17 protein-coding genes are annotated in these 16,378 nt (G+C 68.4%); all 17 read left to right on the forward strand.

Translation table 11 applies throughout. The features are described 5' to 3' along the window. Positions 1-156 precede the first annotated feature (156 nt). The 17 genes from ACQHGV_RS14415 to fliD all read left to right on the forward strand — a co-directional run bounded on the left by ACQHGV_RS14415 (position 157) and on the right by fliD (position 16,377). Complete coding sequence (locus ACQHGV_RS14415; protein ID WP_440978708.1) at positions 157-1,440, forward strand: sigma-54 interaction domain-containing protein; 1,284 nt, start codon at positions 157-159, stop codon at positions 1,438-1,440. Continuing rightward, positions 1,437-1,811, forward strand: coding sequence for a flagellar hook-basal body complex protein FliE (gene fliE / locus ACQHGV_RS14420; RefSeq protein ID WP_183949716.1), 375 nt, complete (start codon positions 1,437-1,439; stop codon positions 1,809-1,811). Before ACQHGV_RS14415 ends, fliE begins: the two co-directional genes overlap by 4 nt. 1 nt (position 1,812) lies before the next feature. Next, entirely contained in the window at positions 1,813-3,543 is a 1,731-nt protein-coding gene (fliF, locus tag ACQHGV_RS14425) for a flagellar basal-body MS-ring/collar protein FliF (protein WP_440978709.1), read from the forward strand. Further along, complete coding sequence (gene fliG, locus ACQHGV_RS14430; RefSeq protein WP_183949712.1) at positions 3,540-4,559, forward strand: flagellar motor switch protein FliG; 1,020 nt, start codon at positions 3,540-3,542, stop codon at positions 4,557-4,559. The genes fliF and fliG overlap by 4 nt, the downstream gene beginning before the upstream one ends. Next, entirely contained in the window at positions 4,552-5,346 is a 795-nt protein-coding gene (locus ACQHGV_RS14435; protein ID WP_440978710.1) for a FliH/SctL family protein, read from the forward strand. Before fliG ends, ACQHGV_RS14435 begins: the two co-directional genes overlap by 8 nt. Beyond that, entirely contained in the window at positions 5,340-6,677 is a 1,338-nt protein-coding gene (locus ACQHGV_RS14440; protein ID WP_409789690.1) for a FliI/YscN family ATPase, read from the forward strand. Before ACQHGV_RS14435 ends, ACQHGV_RS14440 begins: the two co-directional genes overlap by 7 nt. A gap of 21 nt (positions 6,678-6,698) precedes the next feature. After that, positions 6,699-7,133: a hypothetical protein gene (locus tag ACQHGV_RS14445; protein ID WP_183949706.1), complete on the forward strand. Its 435-nt coding sequence runs from the start codon at positions 6,699-6,701 to the stop codon at positions 7,131-7,133. 94 nt (positions 7,134-7,227) lie between these two features. Continuing rightward, entirely contained in the window at positions 7,228-9,012 is a 1,785-nt protein-coding gene (locus ACQHGV_RS14450) for a flagellar hook-length control protein FliK (protein ID WP_440978711.1), read from the forward strand. 10 nt (positions 9,013-9,022) lie between these two features. Beyond that, positions 9,023-9,697, forward strand: coding sequence for a flagellar basal body-associated FliL family protein (locus ACQHGV_RS14455; protein ID WP_409789684.1), 675 nt, complete (start codon positions 9,023-9,025; stop codon positions 9,695-9,697). Positions 9,698-9,700: 3 nt separating this feature from the next. Continuing rightward, the gene (locus ACQHGV_RS14460) at positions 9,701-10,687 is read left to right on the forward strand and encodes a flagellar motor switch protein FliM (protein WP_440978712.1); all 987 of its coding nucleotides are present in this window, start codon (positions 9,701-9,703) and stop codon (positions 10,685-10,687) included. Then, positions 10,684-10,974, forward strand: coding sequence for a flagellar motor switch protein FliN (fliN, locus tag ACQHGV_RS14465; RefSeq protein ID WP_440978713.1), 291 nt, complete (start codon positions 10,684-10,686; stop codon positions 10,972-10,974). Before ACQHGV_RS14460 ends, fliN begins: the two co-directional genes overlap by 4 nt. An 8-nt stretch (positions 10,975-10,982) precedes the next feature. Beyond that, positions 10,983-11,339 carry a flagellar biosynthetic protein FliO gene (locus ACQHGV_RS14470; RefSeq protein ID WP_183949700.1) on the forward strand — a complete coding sequence of 119 codons (357 nt, stop codon included), beginning with the start codon at positions 10,983-10,985 and terminating at the stop codon, positions 11,337-11,339. Beyond that, a complete protein-coding gene (gene fliP / locus ACQHGV_RS14475; protein ID WP_338110535.1) occupies positions 11,336-12,217 on the forward strand; it encodes a flagellar type III secretion system pore protein FliP in 882 nt (293 codons plus the stop codon). Before ACQHGV_RS14470 ends, fliP begins: the two co-directional genes overlap by 4 nt. 409 nt (positions 12,218-12,626) lie before the next feature. Then, positions 12,627-12,896, forward strand: coding sequence for a flagellar biosynthesis protein FliQ (fliQ, locus tag ACQHGV_RS14480; RefSeq protein ID WP_440978714.1), 270 nt, complete (start codon positions 12,627-12,629; stop codon positions 12,894-12,896). 19 nt (positions 12,897-12,915) lie between these two features. Beyond that, on the forward strand, positions 12,916-13,689 hold the full coding sequence (gene fliR / locus ACQHGV_RS14485; RefSeq protein ID WP_183949698.1) for a flagellar biosynthetic protein FliR: 774 nt from the start codon (positions 12,916-12,918) through the stop codon (positions 13,687-13,689). After that, a complete protein-coding gene (locus ACQHGV_RS14490; RefSeq protein WP_409789675.1) occupies positions 13,689-14,816 on the forward strand; it encodes an EscU/YscU/HrcU family type III secretion system export apparatus switch protein in 1,128 nt (375 codons plus the stop codon). Before fliR ends, ACQHGV_RS14490 begins: the two co-directional genes overlap by 1 nt. Positions 14,817-14,892: 76 nt before the next feature. Beyond that, positions 14,893-16,377: a flagellar filament capping protein FliD gene (fliD, locus tag ACQHGV_RS14495; protein ID WP_440978715.1), complete on the forward strand. Its 1,485-nt coding sequence runs from the start codon at positions 14,893-14,895 to the stop codon at positions 16,375-16,377. Position 16,378 lies beyond the last annotated feature (1 nt).

The raw sequence follows: 16,378 nt of genomic DNA on the forward strand, positions 1-16,378 counted from the left end.
CGGTATTGCCGGAACGGTCGCGCGCGCGGCGGCGCGTCGCCCGCACACATACGGGCGCGCGTCGCGCCCGGAAAAAACTTGCCGGCAAGCTGCCAGGATTAACCGCGGCTTTACCAAGGAGACGGCATTAGCGAGTCACGAAAGGACTGAAGCCCGATGTCGTCGATTCACCCCTCCGCTGCGCTGGTTAAGCAGAAATACGCGCTGATCTCCGCGCTGCGTGCGCAGGGGCTGGCGATTGCCGAACCCGGTGCCGCATTCCTGCCGGGCGACACCGCCCTGGTGACCGAGGGCGACGCGATCGCGCATCCGGCACGCACCGTCATCGTCAATGACGGCCCGGTTCCCTCGCTGACCCCGGCACAGGGCGGCCGCCCCGCGACCGTGACCTATCCGGCCAGCGAAGCCGGCGTCGGCAACAGCTTCGTCCGCGCGCTCGTCGCCGGGCCGGAGATGCCGACCGCCGCCGATCCGGAGAGCCTGGCGCTCTTCACGCTGGCCGAGCGAGTGGCACAGGCCGACATCACCGTCCTGATCAACGGCCCGACCGGCACCGGCAAGGAAGTGGTGGCGCGCGCCATCCACGCCCAGTCGCCGCGCGCGGCCAAGCCTTTCGTCGCGATCAACTGCGCTGCCCTGCCTGAATCGATGCTCGAAGCGCTGCTCTTCGGTCACCAGAAGGGCGCGTTCACCGGCGCGGCCCAGGCGGGCGAAGGTTTCTTCCGTGCGGCCGATGGCGGCACGCTGCTCCTCGACGAGATCGCCGAGATGCCGCTCCAGCTCCAGGCCAAGCTGCTCCGTGTCCTTCAGGAGCGCGAGGTGATCCCGCTCGGCGCATCGATGCCGCAGTCGGTCGACGTCCGCGTCATCGCCTGCGCCAACCGCGACCTGCAGGCCGAAGTCGCCGCCGGCCGGTTCCGCGCCGACTTGTACTACCGCCTGTCGGTCTTCCCGCTGACCACCAAGTCGCTGAACGAACGGCGCATGGACATTCCCGCGCTCGCCGCGACGATGATCCTGCGCCACGCCGCCAGCCGCGCCGTCATGCCCTGGCCCAGCGTCGCGGCGATCGAGAAGCTGGCGATGCACAACTGGCCCGGCAATGTCCGCGAGCTGGAGAATGTGATCCAGCGCGCGCTCCTCTTTGCCGGCGGTGCGACGATCGAGCCCGAGCATATCGTGTTCGACCGCCCGATGGTCGCCAACGACACCGACGAGACCCCGCTGACCGTGACGACCGCGGAAGCCACGCTGGGCAAGGTCGTGCAGATGAGCGAGTTCGCCGCGATCCGCGAGATGCTGGCCGCATGCGGCGGCAACCGGATCGAGACCGCCAAGCGCCTCGGCATCTCGGAGCGCACGCTGCGCTACCGCCTCGCCAAGGCGCGCGAGCAGGGCGAGGAGATCATCCGCCCCTCTAGCCGGGCCATGATGGCATGAGCGTCGGCGGTGTCGGCGGCGCGATGAGCGTCGACCGGGTGATGGCGCTTCGTGCCCAGATCCTGGAACGCAATCAGGCGCTCAAGGCGGCAAGCCAGGCCGGTGCCAACCAGGCGGCACAGGCCGCCCAGTCCCAGCCGGTCGCACCCCCGACCAGCTTTGCCGATACGCTCGAGTCCGCGCTGAAGGGCGTGAACGAGGGCCAGCAACAGGCCGCCCGCCTGTCCGAATCCTACGAACGCGGCGAGACCGTCGACATCGCCAAGGTGATGATGGCCCGCCAGCAGGCCTCGGTCGGGTTCGAGGCGACGCTGCAAGTCCGCAACAAACTCCTGTCCGCCTACAAGGACATCATGAGCATGCCGGTGTAAGATGAGCACAGCCCTCACCCCCGCATCCAACACGCCGCCGGCCTTGCCGCCGTTGCCGGAAAAATTCGCCAACCCGCTACGCCAGATCAAGTCGGTGATGGCGCAGCCCGCCGTGCGCCGCTCGGCGCCGATGGCGATGCTGATCGGCCTGATCGCCGCCGCCGCGCTCGCCTGGATGGCGCTGTCGAGCCCGCCGCAAAAGACGCTGTTCGAGAATCTCTCGGACGCGGACAAGCAGGCGGTGACGACCGCGCTGTCGGCCGCGAACATCAAGAGCAAGATCAACGACGGCACCGGCGCGCTGACCGTGAACGAGGAGGATTACTCCAAGGCGCGGATGCTGCTCGCGGGCCAGGGGCTCCCGAAACAGGCACCCGGCGGCTATGCGATCCTCGACCAGTTGCCGATGGGCGTCAGCCGCGCGGTCGAGGGCGAACGCCTTCGCCAGGCGCGCGAGAGCGAACTGGCGCGTTCGATCGAGGAGATCGACGCGGTGGCCGAGGCGCGCGTGCATCTGGCCACGCCCGAAGCGTCGCCCTTCATCCGCGACAAGTCCTCGCCGTCCGCCTCGGTGGTGCTGAAGCTCAATGCCGGGCGCTCGCTGTCGGAATCGCAGGTTCAGTCGATCATCAATCTCGTCGCCTCGTCGGTGCCCGGCATGAAGCCCGAGGACGTCACCGTCGTCGACCAGATGGGCGGCCTGTTGTCCAAGAAGGGCGGCGAGGGCGCAAGCGGCGATGATCGTCGCATTGATTTCCAGCGCCGCCTGGAAGAGAAATACCGCACCCAGCTGATCCAGCTGCTGACCCCGCTCGTCGGCGCGGGCAACTTCACCGCCGAGGTGCAGGCGGACGTCAATCTCGACGAGACCAGCGCGACCAGCGAACGCTATGACAAGGACGGCGCGCTGCGCGCCGAAACCGGCAACTGGACCGGCAACCAGAAGGACCCGACCACGCCGGGCGGCATTCCGGGTGCGCTGTCCAACACGCCCCCGCCCGCCAGCACGCTGCAGCAGCCGCAGGCCGCCAATGGCGCGAACGGCGCGCCGCCGGCCGATGGCAAGCCGGTCGCAGGGGGCCCGGGCGTCAATCCGGAGAAGCAGTCCGACGCCTTCCAGCGCGCCTATGACCTGAACAAGCAGATCTCGGTCACCCGCGCCGCACCGGGTTCGATCAAGCGGCTGACCGTCGCCGTCCTGCTGCGCGACCCCGCCACGGGCAAGCGCAGCCAGATGGAGATCAACCAGATTTCCGACCTGGTGAAGTCGGCGGTCGGTTTCGACCAGCAGCGCAACGACAATGTCACCGTCATCAGCCGCAAGTTCGCCGATGCGGGTGTCGAGGACAGCCGCGCCTGGTACGACAATAGCTGGCTGCCGATCGTGGCACGCAACGCCACCGCCGTCCTGATCGCGCTCCTCGTCCTGCTGCTGGGCGTCCGCCCGCTGGTCAAGGCGATGACGAAGAAGAAGGACGAGGCCGAGACCAAGGCGCTGCCCATGGGTGCCGCCGATGGTGCGGGGGCCGAGGGGGCCGCCCCGCGCGTCGCCGCCGATGGCCAGCCGGTCCCTGAACAGATCGCGGTCCAGCCCGCCGTCACGCTCGACGAGATCGAAGAGACGAACAATTTCGACGATCGCATCGTCAAGGTGCGCGGCTTCACCCGCGACAACCCGGCGCGCGCCGCGCTGGCCATCCGTGACATGATCCGCTCGGAGGCGCAGTCGTGACCGTCACCGCGTCCGAAGGGGGCCGCGTCTATTCGGGGGTCGAGCGCGCCGCCGTGCTGATGATGCTGGTCGGCGAGGAGGAAGCCTCGGCCATCCTCCAAAAGCTGGAGCCGGACGAGGTCCGCGAACTGGGCAAGGCGATGTATTCGATCGCCGATGTCAGCGAGCAGGATGTCGGCTTCGTGCTCGACGATTTCGTCGGCTGTGCCCGCGCCCGCGCCTCGATCGCGTTCCAGCCCAAGCCGATGGTCGAAAGCCTGATGAACCGCGCGCTCGGTCCCGAACGCGCCGGCAGCGTGCTGTCGCGCATCGTGCCGCCAAAGGCGCAATGCGAGATCGAGATGCTCGGCTGGCTCGACCCGACCGACATCGCCAAGATCGTCGAGAAGGAGCATCCGCAGATCGGCGCGGTCCTGATCGCCAATTGCGATCCCGTGGTCGCCGGCAAGGTCTTGGAGCTGCTGCCCGACGTCATGCAGCCCGACATCCTCCACCGCGTCGCGCGGCTGGGTCCGGTGACGCCGCAGGCGATCGAGACGCTGAACGCGGTGCTGACCCGCTGGAGCGAGGGCGGCAGCAGCGGCCAGGGTCTGGCGCTGGGCGGTTCGCGCGAGGCGGCCAAGATCCTGTCGAGCGCGCGCAAGGCGACCGAACAGCGGGTCATGCCCAAGCTGTTCAAGATCGATCGCGACGTCGCCAAGCAGATCGAGGAGGCGCTGTTCATCTTCGAGAACCTGCTCGATATGGACGACAAGAATCTGGGGACGCTCATCCGCAACGTCGATGGCGAGATCCTCACCCGCGCGCTCAAGGGCGCGGACGAGGCGGCGCGCGAGCGCTTCCTGGGCTGCATGTCGGCGCGTGCGGCGGCCGGTATCCGCGACGAGATCGAGTCGCGCGGGCCGATGAAGCTGTCCGAAGTGCTGGAGGCGCAGAAGGCGATGATCACCGTCGCGCGCAACCTGGCCAAGGAAGGCACGATCATGATGGGCGGAGGCGAGGACGATTATGTCTGATTTCGTCGCCGGCTTTTCCGCCCGCAACGACGCGGCGGCCGCGCTGCAACGCGCGTTCATGCCGCCGGGCGGCTTTTCCCCGTCGGGCGTGCCGGGCCTGGGCCTGGGCGGCGATGCCGGCCCCGTCTCGTTCCGCGCCCGTGGACCGATGGGCGCTGGCCCCTCGGCCACCGACGCACAGCCGAACGGCCAGCCGCGCCATTTCCACCCCGCCAATCGCGACCAGGACCCGACCGAGGGCTGGGACCCGTTCGGCGCGTGCCAGGACTCGCCCGCCGAGGCGATGCACGACCCGATCGGCGCCGCGCACGCCGCCGGCCATGCGGAGGGCTATGCCGAGGGGCTGGCGGTCGCAGCACAGCAATTCCAGGCCCGTGCCGAGGCCGAGGCGCGCGACGGCCAGCTGATCGACTCGATCGCGCAGGCGATGTCCTCGCGTCTCGATCGCCAGGCGATGGCCGAGCAGCTGCGCCAGACCGTGCTCGCGCTCGTCGGCAAGCTGGTCGGTGAGATCGGCGTCGACGGCGCCCGGCTGGCCGGCCGGATCGAGGCGGCGATCGACCTGATGGCCGATGCGCAGGAGGCCGCGCTGCTGCGCGTCCACCCGGACGATGTCGCGCTGCTCGAAGGCCGCCTGCCGCAGAGCATCTTTCCCGTCGGCGACGCCGCGCTGGAGCGGGGCAGTTTCGTCCTCGAAAGCGCCTCGACCATCGTCGAGGATGGCCCGACCATGTGGCTGGACCAGCTGGCCGCCGCGATCGACAAGGTTCCCGTTCCGCAATGCTGAACCGTTTCACGGCCGATTATCTGGACACGCTGGCCCAGGCGGATTTCGCCCCGCGCGCCAGCGTCGCCGGGCGGCTCGCTTCCTATGACGGGTTGCTGATGGAGGCAGTCGGCCTCTCGCTGCCGGTCGGCACCGTCTGCGCGATCGGCGACAAGGCGGAGGAACGCGTCGAGGCCGAGGTGATCGGGTTCCGCAACGGCCGCACGCTGATGATGAATCTCGGCGGCCCCGCCCCCCTGCTCCCGCGCGCACCGGTGCGCCCGCTCGGTCCTCCGGGCGAAGCGGAGGTGGGCGCGGCGATGCTCGGCCGTGTGGTCGACGGGTCGGGCAAGCCGATCGACGGTCTCGGCCCCATTCGCGGTGCGGGCCGCTGGCCGCTGGCGGGCAAGATGCAGTCGCCGCTGGACCGTGGCCGCGTGCTCGAGCCGCTCGACGTCGGCGTCCGTGCGATCAACGGCCTGCTGACCATCGGCCAGGGCCAGCGCGTCGGCATCATGGCGGGCTCGGGCGTCGGCAAGTCGGTGCTGCTGGGCATGATGGTCCGCGCCGCCAAGGCCGATGTCATCGTCATCGGCCTGATCGGCGAACGCAGCCGTGAGGTCGCCGACTTTCTGGAGACCAAGGTCGCTGGCGAGGCGCGCGCGCGCTCGGTGGTGGTGGCGGTGCCGGCCAACCACTCGCCGGTGCTGCGCATCCGTGGCGCCCTGCGCGCCACCGCCATTGCCGAGGCGTTCCGCGCCGAGGGCAAGAAGGTGCTGCTGATCATGGACTCGCTGACCCGCGTCGCGCATGCGGGCCGCGAGATCGGGCTGGCGCTGGGCGAACCCGCCTCGGCGCGCGGCTATCCGCCCTCGGCCATCGCGATGCTGCCCAATCTGATCGAGCGCGCGGGCGCCGATGCGCACGGCACCGGATCGATCACCGCCATATACACCGTGCTGGCGGACGGCGACGACGGCAACGACCCGGTCGTCGACTCGGCGCGCTCGATCCTGGACGGGCATATCGTGCTCAACCGCCACCTCGCCGAGCGCGGCGTCTATCCGGCGATCGACATCGGTCCCTCGGTCAGCCGCGTGATGACCGACATCGTCGGCCGTCCGCATGCCCAGGCCGCGCGCACGCTGCGCCGTCATCTGGCGACCTATGAGGAAAATCGCGATCTGGTGCTGATGGGTGCCTATCGCTCGGGCGCGGACCCGGCGATCGACGCCGCCATCGCCTGCCACCCGGCGGTGATGGAATATATCCGGCAGGATGCCGACGAGGTCGTACCGCTCGACCATGCGGTCGAGGAACTGGTGGGCGTCTTCGGCCAGCCCGCCGGCTGATAGCGTTTCAGGGGGACATTCATGGCATCGCGACACGACAAGATGCTGACCCGGCTCCACCGGGTCCGCACCCTGCAACTCAACCTGACGATGGCGGAGGAAGCGCGCGCGCAGGAGCGCGTCGCGACCGAGCAGCAATTGTCGCACCGCATCGGCCAGCTGATCCAGGCGGTATCGCCCACCCCGACGCCCTCGGCCTCGGCCGCATCGCTGATGGCGAGCGCGCATTTCCGCCACCGGCTGATCGAGTCGGCCGATGCCGCGACGCGCCGTGTCGAGGTCGCCGAACAGCGCGCCGCCCATGCCGGCGAGCAGACCAAGGCCGCCAAGCGCGACCAGACCGCGGTCGAAAAGCTGATCGACCGCGCCCGCGTCGCCGCGATCCGTGCCGAGATGCGCGCGCTGGAGGATATGCCGGCCAGCGGCGGTCGCCGTAATCGGCACGATCCTTGCTGACAGAGCTGTCATGATCTCCTCGCTCTCCTCTATGATCGCGCCCGGCGGCGCTGGTTTCCCCGGATCGCCGGCGACGCCCGGCGGCGGGGACGCGATGACTTCCGCCTTCGCGATGCTCTTCGCGTTGATGCCCGGCATAGCCGACGCGCCCGCCCCAGCAACCGGTGAGGCCAAGGCGAAGGGCGATGGCGACGCCGGGAAGGACGGCAGCACGGCCGAAGACGACGGCAAGGACTTGCCGAGCGACGCCATCCTCTTGCCGTCGATGCCGCTCATGCCCTTCGCGCTGCCGCCGGTCGTGGACACGCCCCCGGCGGCGACCACGACACTGCGCGCCAGCACCGACTCGCCCGCGCCGATCGCCAGCCTGCTCGCCGCGATGCCCGGCCTGCCGCCGGTCGATAGGGGCGTGCGTGGCGCGACCGATCCCACCAAGCCGCCCCCCAGCCTGATCGCGGCGATGCCTGGCCTGCCGTCGGTCGATGTGGGTGTCCGTGGCGCGACCGATCCCGTCAAATCGTCCGCCAGCCTGGTCGCGGCGACGACGGACCTGCCGCCGGTGAACGCCGGGACATTCGATGACGTCCCGGCCGTACGTCCGGACTCAGGTTTGGCCCAGCTCGCTGCCGGATCGTCCTCTCATATCGGGATCGCGTCCGATACCGGCCCTGCGCTGACCGCCGCGTCGCCGGATGCCAAGGCACGGCCCGACTCCGTGATCGAAACCGCGCCGTCCATGCCGGGCGTCCGTACCGCTCCCCTACGTTCGGAACTGGGTGACGGCATCGCCCTGCCCGCCGGAATGGAGGCGGTCGACGCGACGCCGCTCTCGTCGCCGACTCGCATCGCGGCGAAGTCCGCTCGCCCGGGTGCCGCCGACAATAGCGCATCCCCTCTCCGAACAGACATCGCCTCGCCGGTGGCCCTGCCGAGGATCGACGCGGCAACGTCCCATCCGCTCGAAGCGCCCGCTCCGATAGCGTCCGCCCCCGCGACGCCCGGCGCGCCGCATGACGATGGCCGCGCGCCGCCCTTGCCGGATGCCCGACCCCCGGCGGAGAATGTCGGCCGCGTTTCGGTAGCGCCGCCAATCGACCGCAGCGCCGATAGGCCGGTGCGGGTGACCGAGCCGATGCCGGCCCCGGCGGCTCCGACCGCCATGCCCGACCAGACCCAGCCCCGGCCCGTGCTCCGCGCCGACCTGCCGGCCCGGTTCAGCATCGCCGCCACGCCGGTCGCCACGCCGCTTCCCGTCAACGCACCGGCGCTGACCATCCAGCCGGGCCAGACCGCGCCGGCGATGCAGCTGTTCGCAGGGCTGATGCGCGCGGGCCAGCAGGAGGAGGGCGAACCCTTGCGCGATCGCACCAAGACGACCGGCCCCGCGACGATCGATGCCGCCGGGCTGGTCGCGTCACCGGTGATGGCCCCGGTCGCCGCGCCCGCCGGACCGGACCGCGCGCCGCTCGACATGACGCAGGCGCATTGGCCGCAGGCGATGATCGAACGCATCGACCGGATGCGCGAGGATGCCGCGACCGCTGATTCGCGTATCCAGCTCTCGCCCGACGCGCTGGGCGGAATCGCGGTCGCGATTCGACGCGAGGACGGCGCGACTCATATCCACTTCACCGCCGAACAGGCGCAGACCGCGACCCTGCTCGCCGAGGCGCGGCCGACGCTGGCGCAGCTCGCCGAGGACAAGGGCATGCGGCTGGGCCAGACCGCGGTCGATCTCGGCCAGTCGGGCGGTGGCGAGCGCCAGGCGCCGCAGCGCCAGCCCGAACCCGTCATTCCGGCGCGCCCCGCCTTCGCGGGCACGCCCTCCGGCACCGAAACCGGCGACCAGCCGGCCGGCGCCACCACCCGAATTGCGTGAGGATTGAGAGATGAGCGACGAGAAGGACGAAAAGGCGCCCAAGAAAAAGGGCAAGCTGGTCAAGATCCTGGCGATGGTGGTCGGCGTGCTCGTCCTGCTGGGCGGCGGCGTCGGCGCCGGGCTGTACGCGGCCAATTCGGGGCTGATCGGGGGCGGTGGCCATGACAAGGGCCATGAGGCCGAAGCCGAGCATGCCGGCCCCAAGCTGGTGCCCAAATCCGAACAGAAGCGCGCCGGCGAGGGCGGCGAGGGCGAGGGCGAAGGCGGCCATGGCGGCGGCGGCGAAGGCGGCGGTCACGGCGAAGAGGGTGGCGAGGCCAAGAAGAATGTCGGCATGCCCACCCCCATCGGCGATGGCGGCGAACGCTATGCCTCCAATTATTACGAGATGCCCAAGGACTTCACCTCGAACCTGCGCGACTCGGTGCATGTCATCCAGGTCGGCCTGGCGGTCTCTACCCCCTATGACGACACGGTCATCAACAATCTGAAGACCAACGACCTGGCGGTGCGCTCGTCGATCCTGATGACGCTGGGCGACGCCAATGAGGAACAGGTGTTCAGCAGCGAGGGCAAGCGCGATCTGCAACGCAAGCTGGTGAACGCGATCAACGAGATTCTGCGTCAAAAAGAGGGATTCGGGGGTATCGCTAACGTCTACTTTACCAATTTCGTTGTTCAGTGAGGCATGGTTAACGCCACAGCCCGGATCGACGAACGCGAGCGTCATCGTCCCCAGACCGCCGATCACGGCGTGCTGGGTACGACCAAGCTCAATCCGTTCGGCGACCTGCACACGATGCAGCATCTGTCCGCGCGTCTCGCGCGGTCGTTGCGCGGGCTGTTCGAATCGCTTCTTCGTGAGGAACTGCGCTGCTGGGCCGAGCCTCTGGTGGTCCAGCGCTTCGCCGATTACCGGGCCGAGCGCGGCGATGGCCTGAGCGCCTGGCTGCCGATGACGATGACGTCGGTCGGTGGCCCGGCGATCCAGGCCGATGCGCAGGCGCTGTGCGTGGTCGAGGGCGGCTTCATGCTGTCGCTGATCGACCTGTTCTTTGGCGGTGCGGGCCGCGCGCCCGATACGCTGCCCACCGAATTCTCGCCCGCCGTCGATGCCATGATCACCCAGCTGGGCGACATGATGGCCACGCCGCTGCGCCAGGCCTGGGAATCGCTGGCCCGGATCGAGTTCCAGCCCGGCGCGCCCGAAAGCTCGCCCGCGATGCTCGCCCGGATCGACGGCGAGGACGCGATGATCGTCACCCGCTTCGGCATCGCCGGGCAGGATCGCCGCCCGACCATGCTCGACATCCTCTATCCGGTCGCCGCCTTGAAGCCGCATGGCTCGGCGCTGACCGGCAAGGTCGTCGACAAGCAGGCCGAGGCCGATCCCACCTGGCGCGGCGACCTGACCCGCGCGGTGATGACGGTGCGCTTCCCGGTCCGCTCGGTGCTGGCCGAACCCGTCGTCTCGCTCAGCCGCCTGATGGAGCTGAAGACCGGCGACGTGATCCCGATCAGCTTCGGGCCGGAAGTGCCGGTGATGGTCGGCGGCGATCTGCTCGGCATGGGCACGGTCGGCACCGCCAATGGCCGCGCCGCCGTCCAGCTCACCTCGCTCGCCCGTTCGGCCGAAGGCCTGGCGCAGAGTTTCCACGAAGGACCCGTAGAATGAACGATATGGCCGGCGGATTTCCGGTCGACACCTCGGTCGCGGCCAATTTCCGGCTGCTCCAGGACGTCGACGTCAAGCTGACCGTCGAGATCGGTTCGACCCAGCTGTCGCTGCGCGAGCTGCTGGCGCTGTCCGAATCGAGCGTGATCGAACTGGACCGTCAGGCCAACGAGCTGCTCGACGTGCTGGTCAACGGCACGCTGATCGGGCGCGGTGAGGTGGTGACGGTCGGCGACCGCTTCGGTGTGCGCGTGACCGAGCTGGTCAATCCCGACAAGCGCGGCTGATCCACGCCATGCTCTGGTCCTATGTCCTGAAGCTGGTCATCCTGCTGCCGCTGATCTGCGGTCTGATGATCGGGTGCCTGTATCTGTGGCGGCGGCTGGAGACCCGGATGCCGGGTCGCCCCGCCACCAAGCTGATCCATGTGCGCGAGACGATGATGATCTCGCCCGGCCTGCGCCTGGCGGTCATCGAGTTCGAGGGGCGCAACCTGCTCGTCTCAGTCGGACGCAGCGGCGTCCAGCTGGTCGACAAGGTCGAGGGCAAGGCCGGCGCGCCCGTTCCCGCCGCGCCGGTCCCCCCGGTGCCGCCGCGCCGCACCGACTTCGTGTCGCGCTTCGCACCCAAGCCGCCCCAGGGTGAGCTGTGAGCATCTCGGTCACCCGCCGGGGCACCGGCCCCGCGCTGATCCGCCCGCGCCAGGACGCCGCGCCCAAGCGCAGCCTGAAGCCGCTGTGGATCATCCTGGCGCTCATCCTTGCCTTCATCATCGCGATGCCGGCCTTCGCCCAAGCCGCGCCCGCCGCCGCACCGGCGGCCGCGCCGGCCCCCGGTGTCGGCGACGCGGTCGACCGCGCGATCGGCCAGCTGGGGGGCGGCGGCAATGGCAGCAGCGGCTCGCTGAGCCTGTCGCTCCAGGTCCTGATCATCATGGGCCTGCTGACGATCCTGCCGGGCATCGTCCTGATGATGACCAGCTTCACCCGGATCGTCATCGTGCTGGCCATCCTGCGCCAGGCGCTGGGCCTGCAACAGACCCCGCCCAACCAGGTGCTGATCGGGCTGGCCATGTTCCTGTCCTTCTTCATCATGTCGCCGACGATCAGCCAGATGAATGCCAACGCCATCCAGCCCTATGCCGAGGGTCGCCTGCCGGGCACCGAGATGATCAAGGCCGCCGGCGCGCCGCTCCACGCCTTCATGGCCAAGCAGACGCGGGTGAAGGACGTGACGATGTTCGCGCAGATGGCCAAGTCCGGCCCCTATGCCAGCCCCAACGACATTCCCTATTCGGTGCTGCTGCCCGCCTTCGTCACCTCGGAACTGAAGACCGCATTCCAGATCGGCTTCCTGATCTTCCTGCCCTTCATCGTCATCGATCTGGTGGTCGCCACCGTGCTGATGGCGCTGGGCATGATGATGCTGTCGCCCTCGATCATATCCCTACCGTTCAAGCTGCTGCTGTTCGTGCTGGTCGACGGATGGGCGCTGACCATGGGCAGCCTGGCGAACAGTTTCGCGACCTGAGGATAGTTTTACCTGCTTTTCCCCTCTCCCCTGGACAGGGGAGAGGGTTAGCGGAGCTTGCCAGCGTGCTGGCTAGCGCAGCTTGGGTGAGGGGTCGAGCGAGCCTGCGGCTCGCGCGCTCTTCGAGCGCCCACCCCTCACCCAGCTCCGACTAGGCCTTTGCTTTGGCAAAGACCAAGTCTGCGCAACCCTCTCCCCTCCATGAGGGGCGAGGGAGGCGTGGGGAGCGACCTTCCTCTCATGCAAATAGTCGGTGAAGCAGGCCTTCGTTAACCAATCTCGACCATAACCCCGTTCAGCCTGAGCCCTTCGGCTGGCTGGCAAGCCAGCCGCTCAGGATAAACTTCGGCGCTTTGCGCCGAAGTCGAACGCCAAGGGAAACCCTCTCCCCGGGAAGCACACGAGCATCATGGACGCCCAATATTTCCTGACGCTGGCCAATCAGAGCATGTGGGTGCTGGCGCTCGCCGCCACGCCGATCCTGTTGCCCGTGCTGGTCTCGGGCCTGCTCATCGGCATGATCCAGGCCGCGACCTCGATCAACGAACAGACCCTGTCCTTCGTGCCGAAGCTGATCGTCGTCGCCGTCTCGATCCTGATCTTCGGCGGCCTGATCGTCGGACTGCTCAGCGACTTCATGGTCAGCATGTTCGAGCGCATCCCGGATCTGGTCAAGTGACGGTCCGGGTGCAGTAACCATGCTCGGCTTCGGCCTTTCGATCGAGCCACAGGCCTGGGCGATCCTGTTCATCATGATCCGGATCGGGGCGGCGTTCATCACCGCGCCCGTGTTCGGCGCGGTGGCGATCCCCCTGCCCGTGCGCGTCAGCCTGGCGGGCGCCATCGCCTTCCTGGTCAACTCGGTCCATCCGGTCGTGCCGCCGCCGGTCATCTTCTCGCTGCCCACCATCATGTCGGTCGCGGCCGAGGCGATCGTCGGCCTGGCGCTCGGCCTGATCCTGCAGGTCGCCTTCACCGCGCCGCTCGTCGCCAGCGAGCTGATCGGCGGGTCGATGGGGCTGAGCTTCGCCACGACGATCGATCCGCTCAACGGCCGCTCGACCCAGGCGCTGGGCCAGTTCTTCACCGTCATGCTGACGCTGTTGTTCCTGTCGGTCGACGGGCATCTGATCCTGGTCGACACGATCGTCAAAAGCTATGAGGCGCTGCCGCCCGGTCAGGCCTGGATGGCCCCGGCGCAGTTCCGCGCGATCGCGCTGTTCGGCAGCTATGCCTTTCTCGCCGGGCTGCTGCTCGCGCTGCCGGTCGGTTTCCTGCTGCTCAGCCTGAACCTCGTTATGGGGATGATGAGCCGCGCCGCGCCCTCGCTCAACCTCTTCTCGGTGGGCATGCCCGCCGCGCTGGCGATCGGTGTTATCACCATCGCCGTCGCCTTCCCCGCCATGGGTGATTACATGCTGGTGATCATCCGCGAGGCGCTGTCCGCCACCGAAAATCTGGTGATGGGCTGATGTCGGAGGGCGGCGAGAAAACAGAAGCCCCAACCCAAAAGCGCCGCGACAAAGCGCGCGAGGATGGGCAGATCCTGCGCAGCAAGGATTTGGCGGCGGCGCTGGTGATGATGGCGGGTATCGCCTGGCTGATGTTCGCCGGCCCCACCCTGCTCGGCGCGTGCAAGGCGGTGATGGCGACCAGCTTCCAGTTCACCCATGCCGATGTCGAGGATTTCGAGCCGTTCCGCCCGCTCCTGGAGGCGGGGTGGAAGGTCATCCCCTCGCTCGCCTCATTGTTCGCGGTTACCATCGTCGCGACCATCGCGTCGCAGGCGGGTCTCGGCTCGCTGCAGTTCAACCCCAAGGCGGTGGCACCCAAACCGTCCAAGCTGAACCCCGCCTCGGGCCTGAAGCGCATCTTCGGGATGCAGGGCTGGACCGAGCTGGGCAAGTCGCTGCTGAAGGTCGTGCTGCTCGGCGCGATCGGCGGCTATCTGCTGTGGTCGTCGTCACACGCCACGCTGGGGCTGGCGCAGTCGGACCTGAACGGCGCGATCGGCTATCTGGGCGGCACCTTCATCACCATCCTGCTGGTGATGGGCTTCGGCCTGGTGCTGATCGCCGGGTTCGACGTGCCGATCCAGATCGTCCAGTTGATGTCCAAGCTGAAGATGACCAAGCAGGAGGTCAAGGACGAGCACAAGGAAAGCGAAGGCAATCCCGAGGCCAAGGCGCATATCCGCGCCAAGCAGCGCGAGATGTCGCACCGCGCGGTGCGCGCGGCGGTGCAGGAGGCGCATGTCATCCTGACCAACCCGACCCATTTCGCGGTCGCGCTGCGCTATGATCGCGGGCGCGACGAGGTGCCGGTGGTCGTCGCCAAGGGGCGCGGCGCGACCGCGCTGGCCATTCGCGAGCTGGCCGGCGAATTCGCCACGCCGATCCTGGAATATCCGCAGCTCGCCCGCGCGCTCTATTATACCAGCCGCGAGGGCCAGGAGGTGCGCGCCGACCTGTATCAGGCGATCGCCGTCGTCCTCGCCTTCGTCTTCGGCCTCAATGCCGGCGCGGGCGGCACCGCGCAGCCGCCGGTCGAGGTGCCGACGACCGCACGCTTCGACGAAAACGGCGTCGCACAGCCATGATCGCCGGTGCCCGAACCCCTAAAGTCCGGCGCCGTACGGCCGTTAAGCAAGACAAGCGCGCGCCGGAGTATCGTCGATGACCACCGTTTCCTCGAGCACATCGTCCCCGACACCGACGCCGACGAGCAGCACGTCGACCTCGAAGACGGGCAGCGGCACGCAGGCCGCGACCAAGACCGCCGCGCAGCAGCTGTTCAACTCGCTCCAAACGGGCTCGGGCATCGACCTCTCCACCGTCGTCCCCTCGCTGATCGAGGCGCAGTTCGCCGCCAAGACCGCCGCGCTGAAGGCGAAGGCGGACACGCTGACCGCGCAGATTTCGGTCGTGTCGTCGATCAAGAGCGCGATCACCGACTTCTCCGCGGCGCTCGCCTCGCTGGCCAGCGGCGGCACGCTCGCGACCCAGGCGACCAGCTCCGATCCCTCGACGCTGAGCGTGACGACGGCCGCCGGTGCCAAGCTGGCGGGCATGTCCAAGTCGATCAGCATCAATGCGCTGGCCAGCGCGCAGGTCTCCTCGACCAAGGACGCCTATTCCAAGACCGCGTCGCTGGGCACGGGCAGCCTGTCGATCAAGGTCGGGTCGAAGGACGCGGTGTCGGTGTCGTTCGGCGCGGACGACTCGACGCCCGATCAGCTCGCCGCCAAGATCAACGCCGCCAATACCGGGATCAAGGCGTCGGTCATCACCGATGCCAGCGGCAACGCCTTCCTGTCCTTCACCGGTGCCAGCGGCAAGGACAACAGCTTCACCATCACCGCGACCGAGGGCGATACGGCGGGCCTGGCCCGGCTGAACGTCGGCAGCGGCGCGAGCGGCACCGTCACCTCGTCGAGCGCCGCCAATGCCAGCATCACGATGGACGGCGTCACCGTCGAGCGCGCGAGCAACACCGTCAACGATCTGGTGCCCGGCGTGACCATGACCCTGTCGGCGGTATCGACCAAGCCGCTGTCGCTGACCGGCACCGCGCCCACCGCCGCGCTGAGCACTGTGGTCGCCAATTTCGTGTCGACCTTCAACGACAATATGAGCGCGCTGAACAAGGCGATCGATCCGATCACCGGCGATCTGCGCAGCGACCCCGCCGCACGCTCGCTGGCGCAGACGATGCGCACGCTCACCACCACCAAGCTGGTGCCCGGCGACGATGTCGATCTGGGGCCCAAGACGCTGGCCGATCTGGGCGTGAAGACCGAAAAGGACGGCACGCTCAGCATCGACCAGACGCGACTGGCCAAGACGCTGTCGGACTTTCCGGGTTCGGTCGAGAAGATGTTCCAGGCCAGCGGCGACAATCTGATCGGCCTGTCGGCGCGGATGAACAGCGTCCAGCTGTCGGCGACCAGCAGCGTCTATGGCCTGACCGCGTCGTATAACAATCTCAATGAAGCGCAGAAGGACCTGTCGGACCAGCAAAGCCGGCTGTCCGACAATCGCGACCGGGCAAGCGACGCGCTGACCGCGCGCTTCTCGGCAATGAACAACCGCGTCTCGGCGTATAAATCGGTGCAGAGCTTCATGGACCAGCAGGTCAAGATGTGGACGAAGAGCAGCTGAC

Source organism: Sphingomonas pseudosanguinis (genome assembly GCF_052056765.1).
GTDB classification, from domain to species: Bacteria; Pseudomonadota; Alphaproteobacteria; order Sphingomonadales; family Sphingomonadaceae; genus Sphingomonas; species Sphingomonas pseudosanguinis.

Excerpts from the sequence above, each read along its gene's own strand:
- ACQHGV_RS14415 (WP_440978708.1), top strand. The coding sequence starts at position 157 with ATGTCGTCGATTCACCCCTCCGCTGCGCTGGTTAAGCAGAAATACGCG.
- fliE (WP_183949716.1), top strand. The coding sequence starts at position 1,437 with ATGAGCGTCGGCGGTGTCGGCGGCGCGATGAGCGTCGACCGGGTGATG.
- fliF (WP_440978709.1), top strand. The coding sequence starts at position 1,813 with ATGAGCACAGCCCTCACCCCCGCATCCAACACGCCGCCGGCCTTGCCG.
- ACQHGV_RS14435 (WP_440978710.1), top strand. The coding sequence starts at position 4,552 with ATGTCTGATTTCGTCGCCGGCTTTTCCGCCCGCAACGACGCGGCGGCC.
- ACQHGV_RS14440 (WP_409789690.1), top strand. The coding sequence starts at position 5,340 with ATGCTGAACCGTTTCACGGCCGATTATCTGGACACGCTGGCCCAGGCG.
- ACQHGV_RS14445 (WP_183949706.1), top strand. The coding sequence starts at position 6,699 with ATGGCATCGCGACACGACAAGATGCTGACCCGGCTCCACCGGGTCCGC.
- ACQHGV_RS14450 (WP_440978711.1), top strand. The coding sequence starts at position 7,228 with ATGACTTCCGCCTTCGCGATGCTCTTCGCGTTGATGCCCGGCATAGCC.
- ACQHGV_RS14455 (WP_409789684.1), top strand. The coding sequence starts at position 9,023 with ATGAGCGACGAGAAGGACGAAAAGGCGCCCAAGAAAAAGGGCAAGCTG.
- ACQHGV_RS14460 (WP_440978712.1), top strand. The coding sequence starts at position 9,701 with ATGGTTAACGCCACAGCCCGGATCGACGAACGCGAGCGTCATCGTCCC.
- fliN (WP_440978713.1), top strand. The coding sequence starts at position 10,684 with ATGAACGATATGGCCGGCGGATTTCCGGTCGACACCTCGGTCGCGGCC.
- ACQHGV_RS14470 (WP_183949700.1), top strand. The coding sequence starts at position 10,983 with ATGCTCTGGTCCTATGTCCTGAAGCTGGTCATCCTGCTGCCGCTGATC.
- fliQ (WP_440978714.1), top strand. The coding sequence starts at position 12,627 with ATGGACGCCCAATATTTCCTGACGCTGGCCAATCAGAGCATGTGGGTG.
- fliR (WP_183949698.1), top strand. The coding sequence starts at position 12,916 with ATGCTCGGCTTCGGCCTTTCGATCGAGCCACAGGCCTGGGCGATCCTG.
- ACQHGV_RS14490 (WP_409789675.1), top strand. The coding sequence starts at position 13,689 with ATGTCGGAGGGCGGCGAGAAAACAGAAGCCCCAACCCAAAAGCGCCGC.
- fliD (WP_440978715.1), top strand. The coding sequence starts at position 14,893 with ATGACCACCGTTTCCTCGAGCACATCGTCCCCGACACCGACGCCGACG.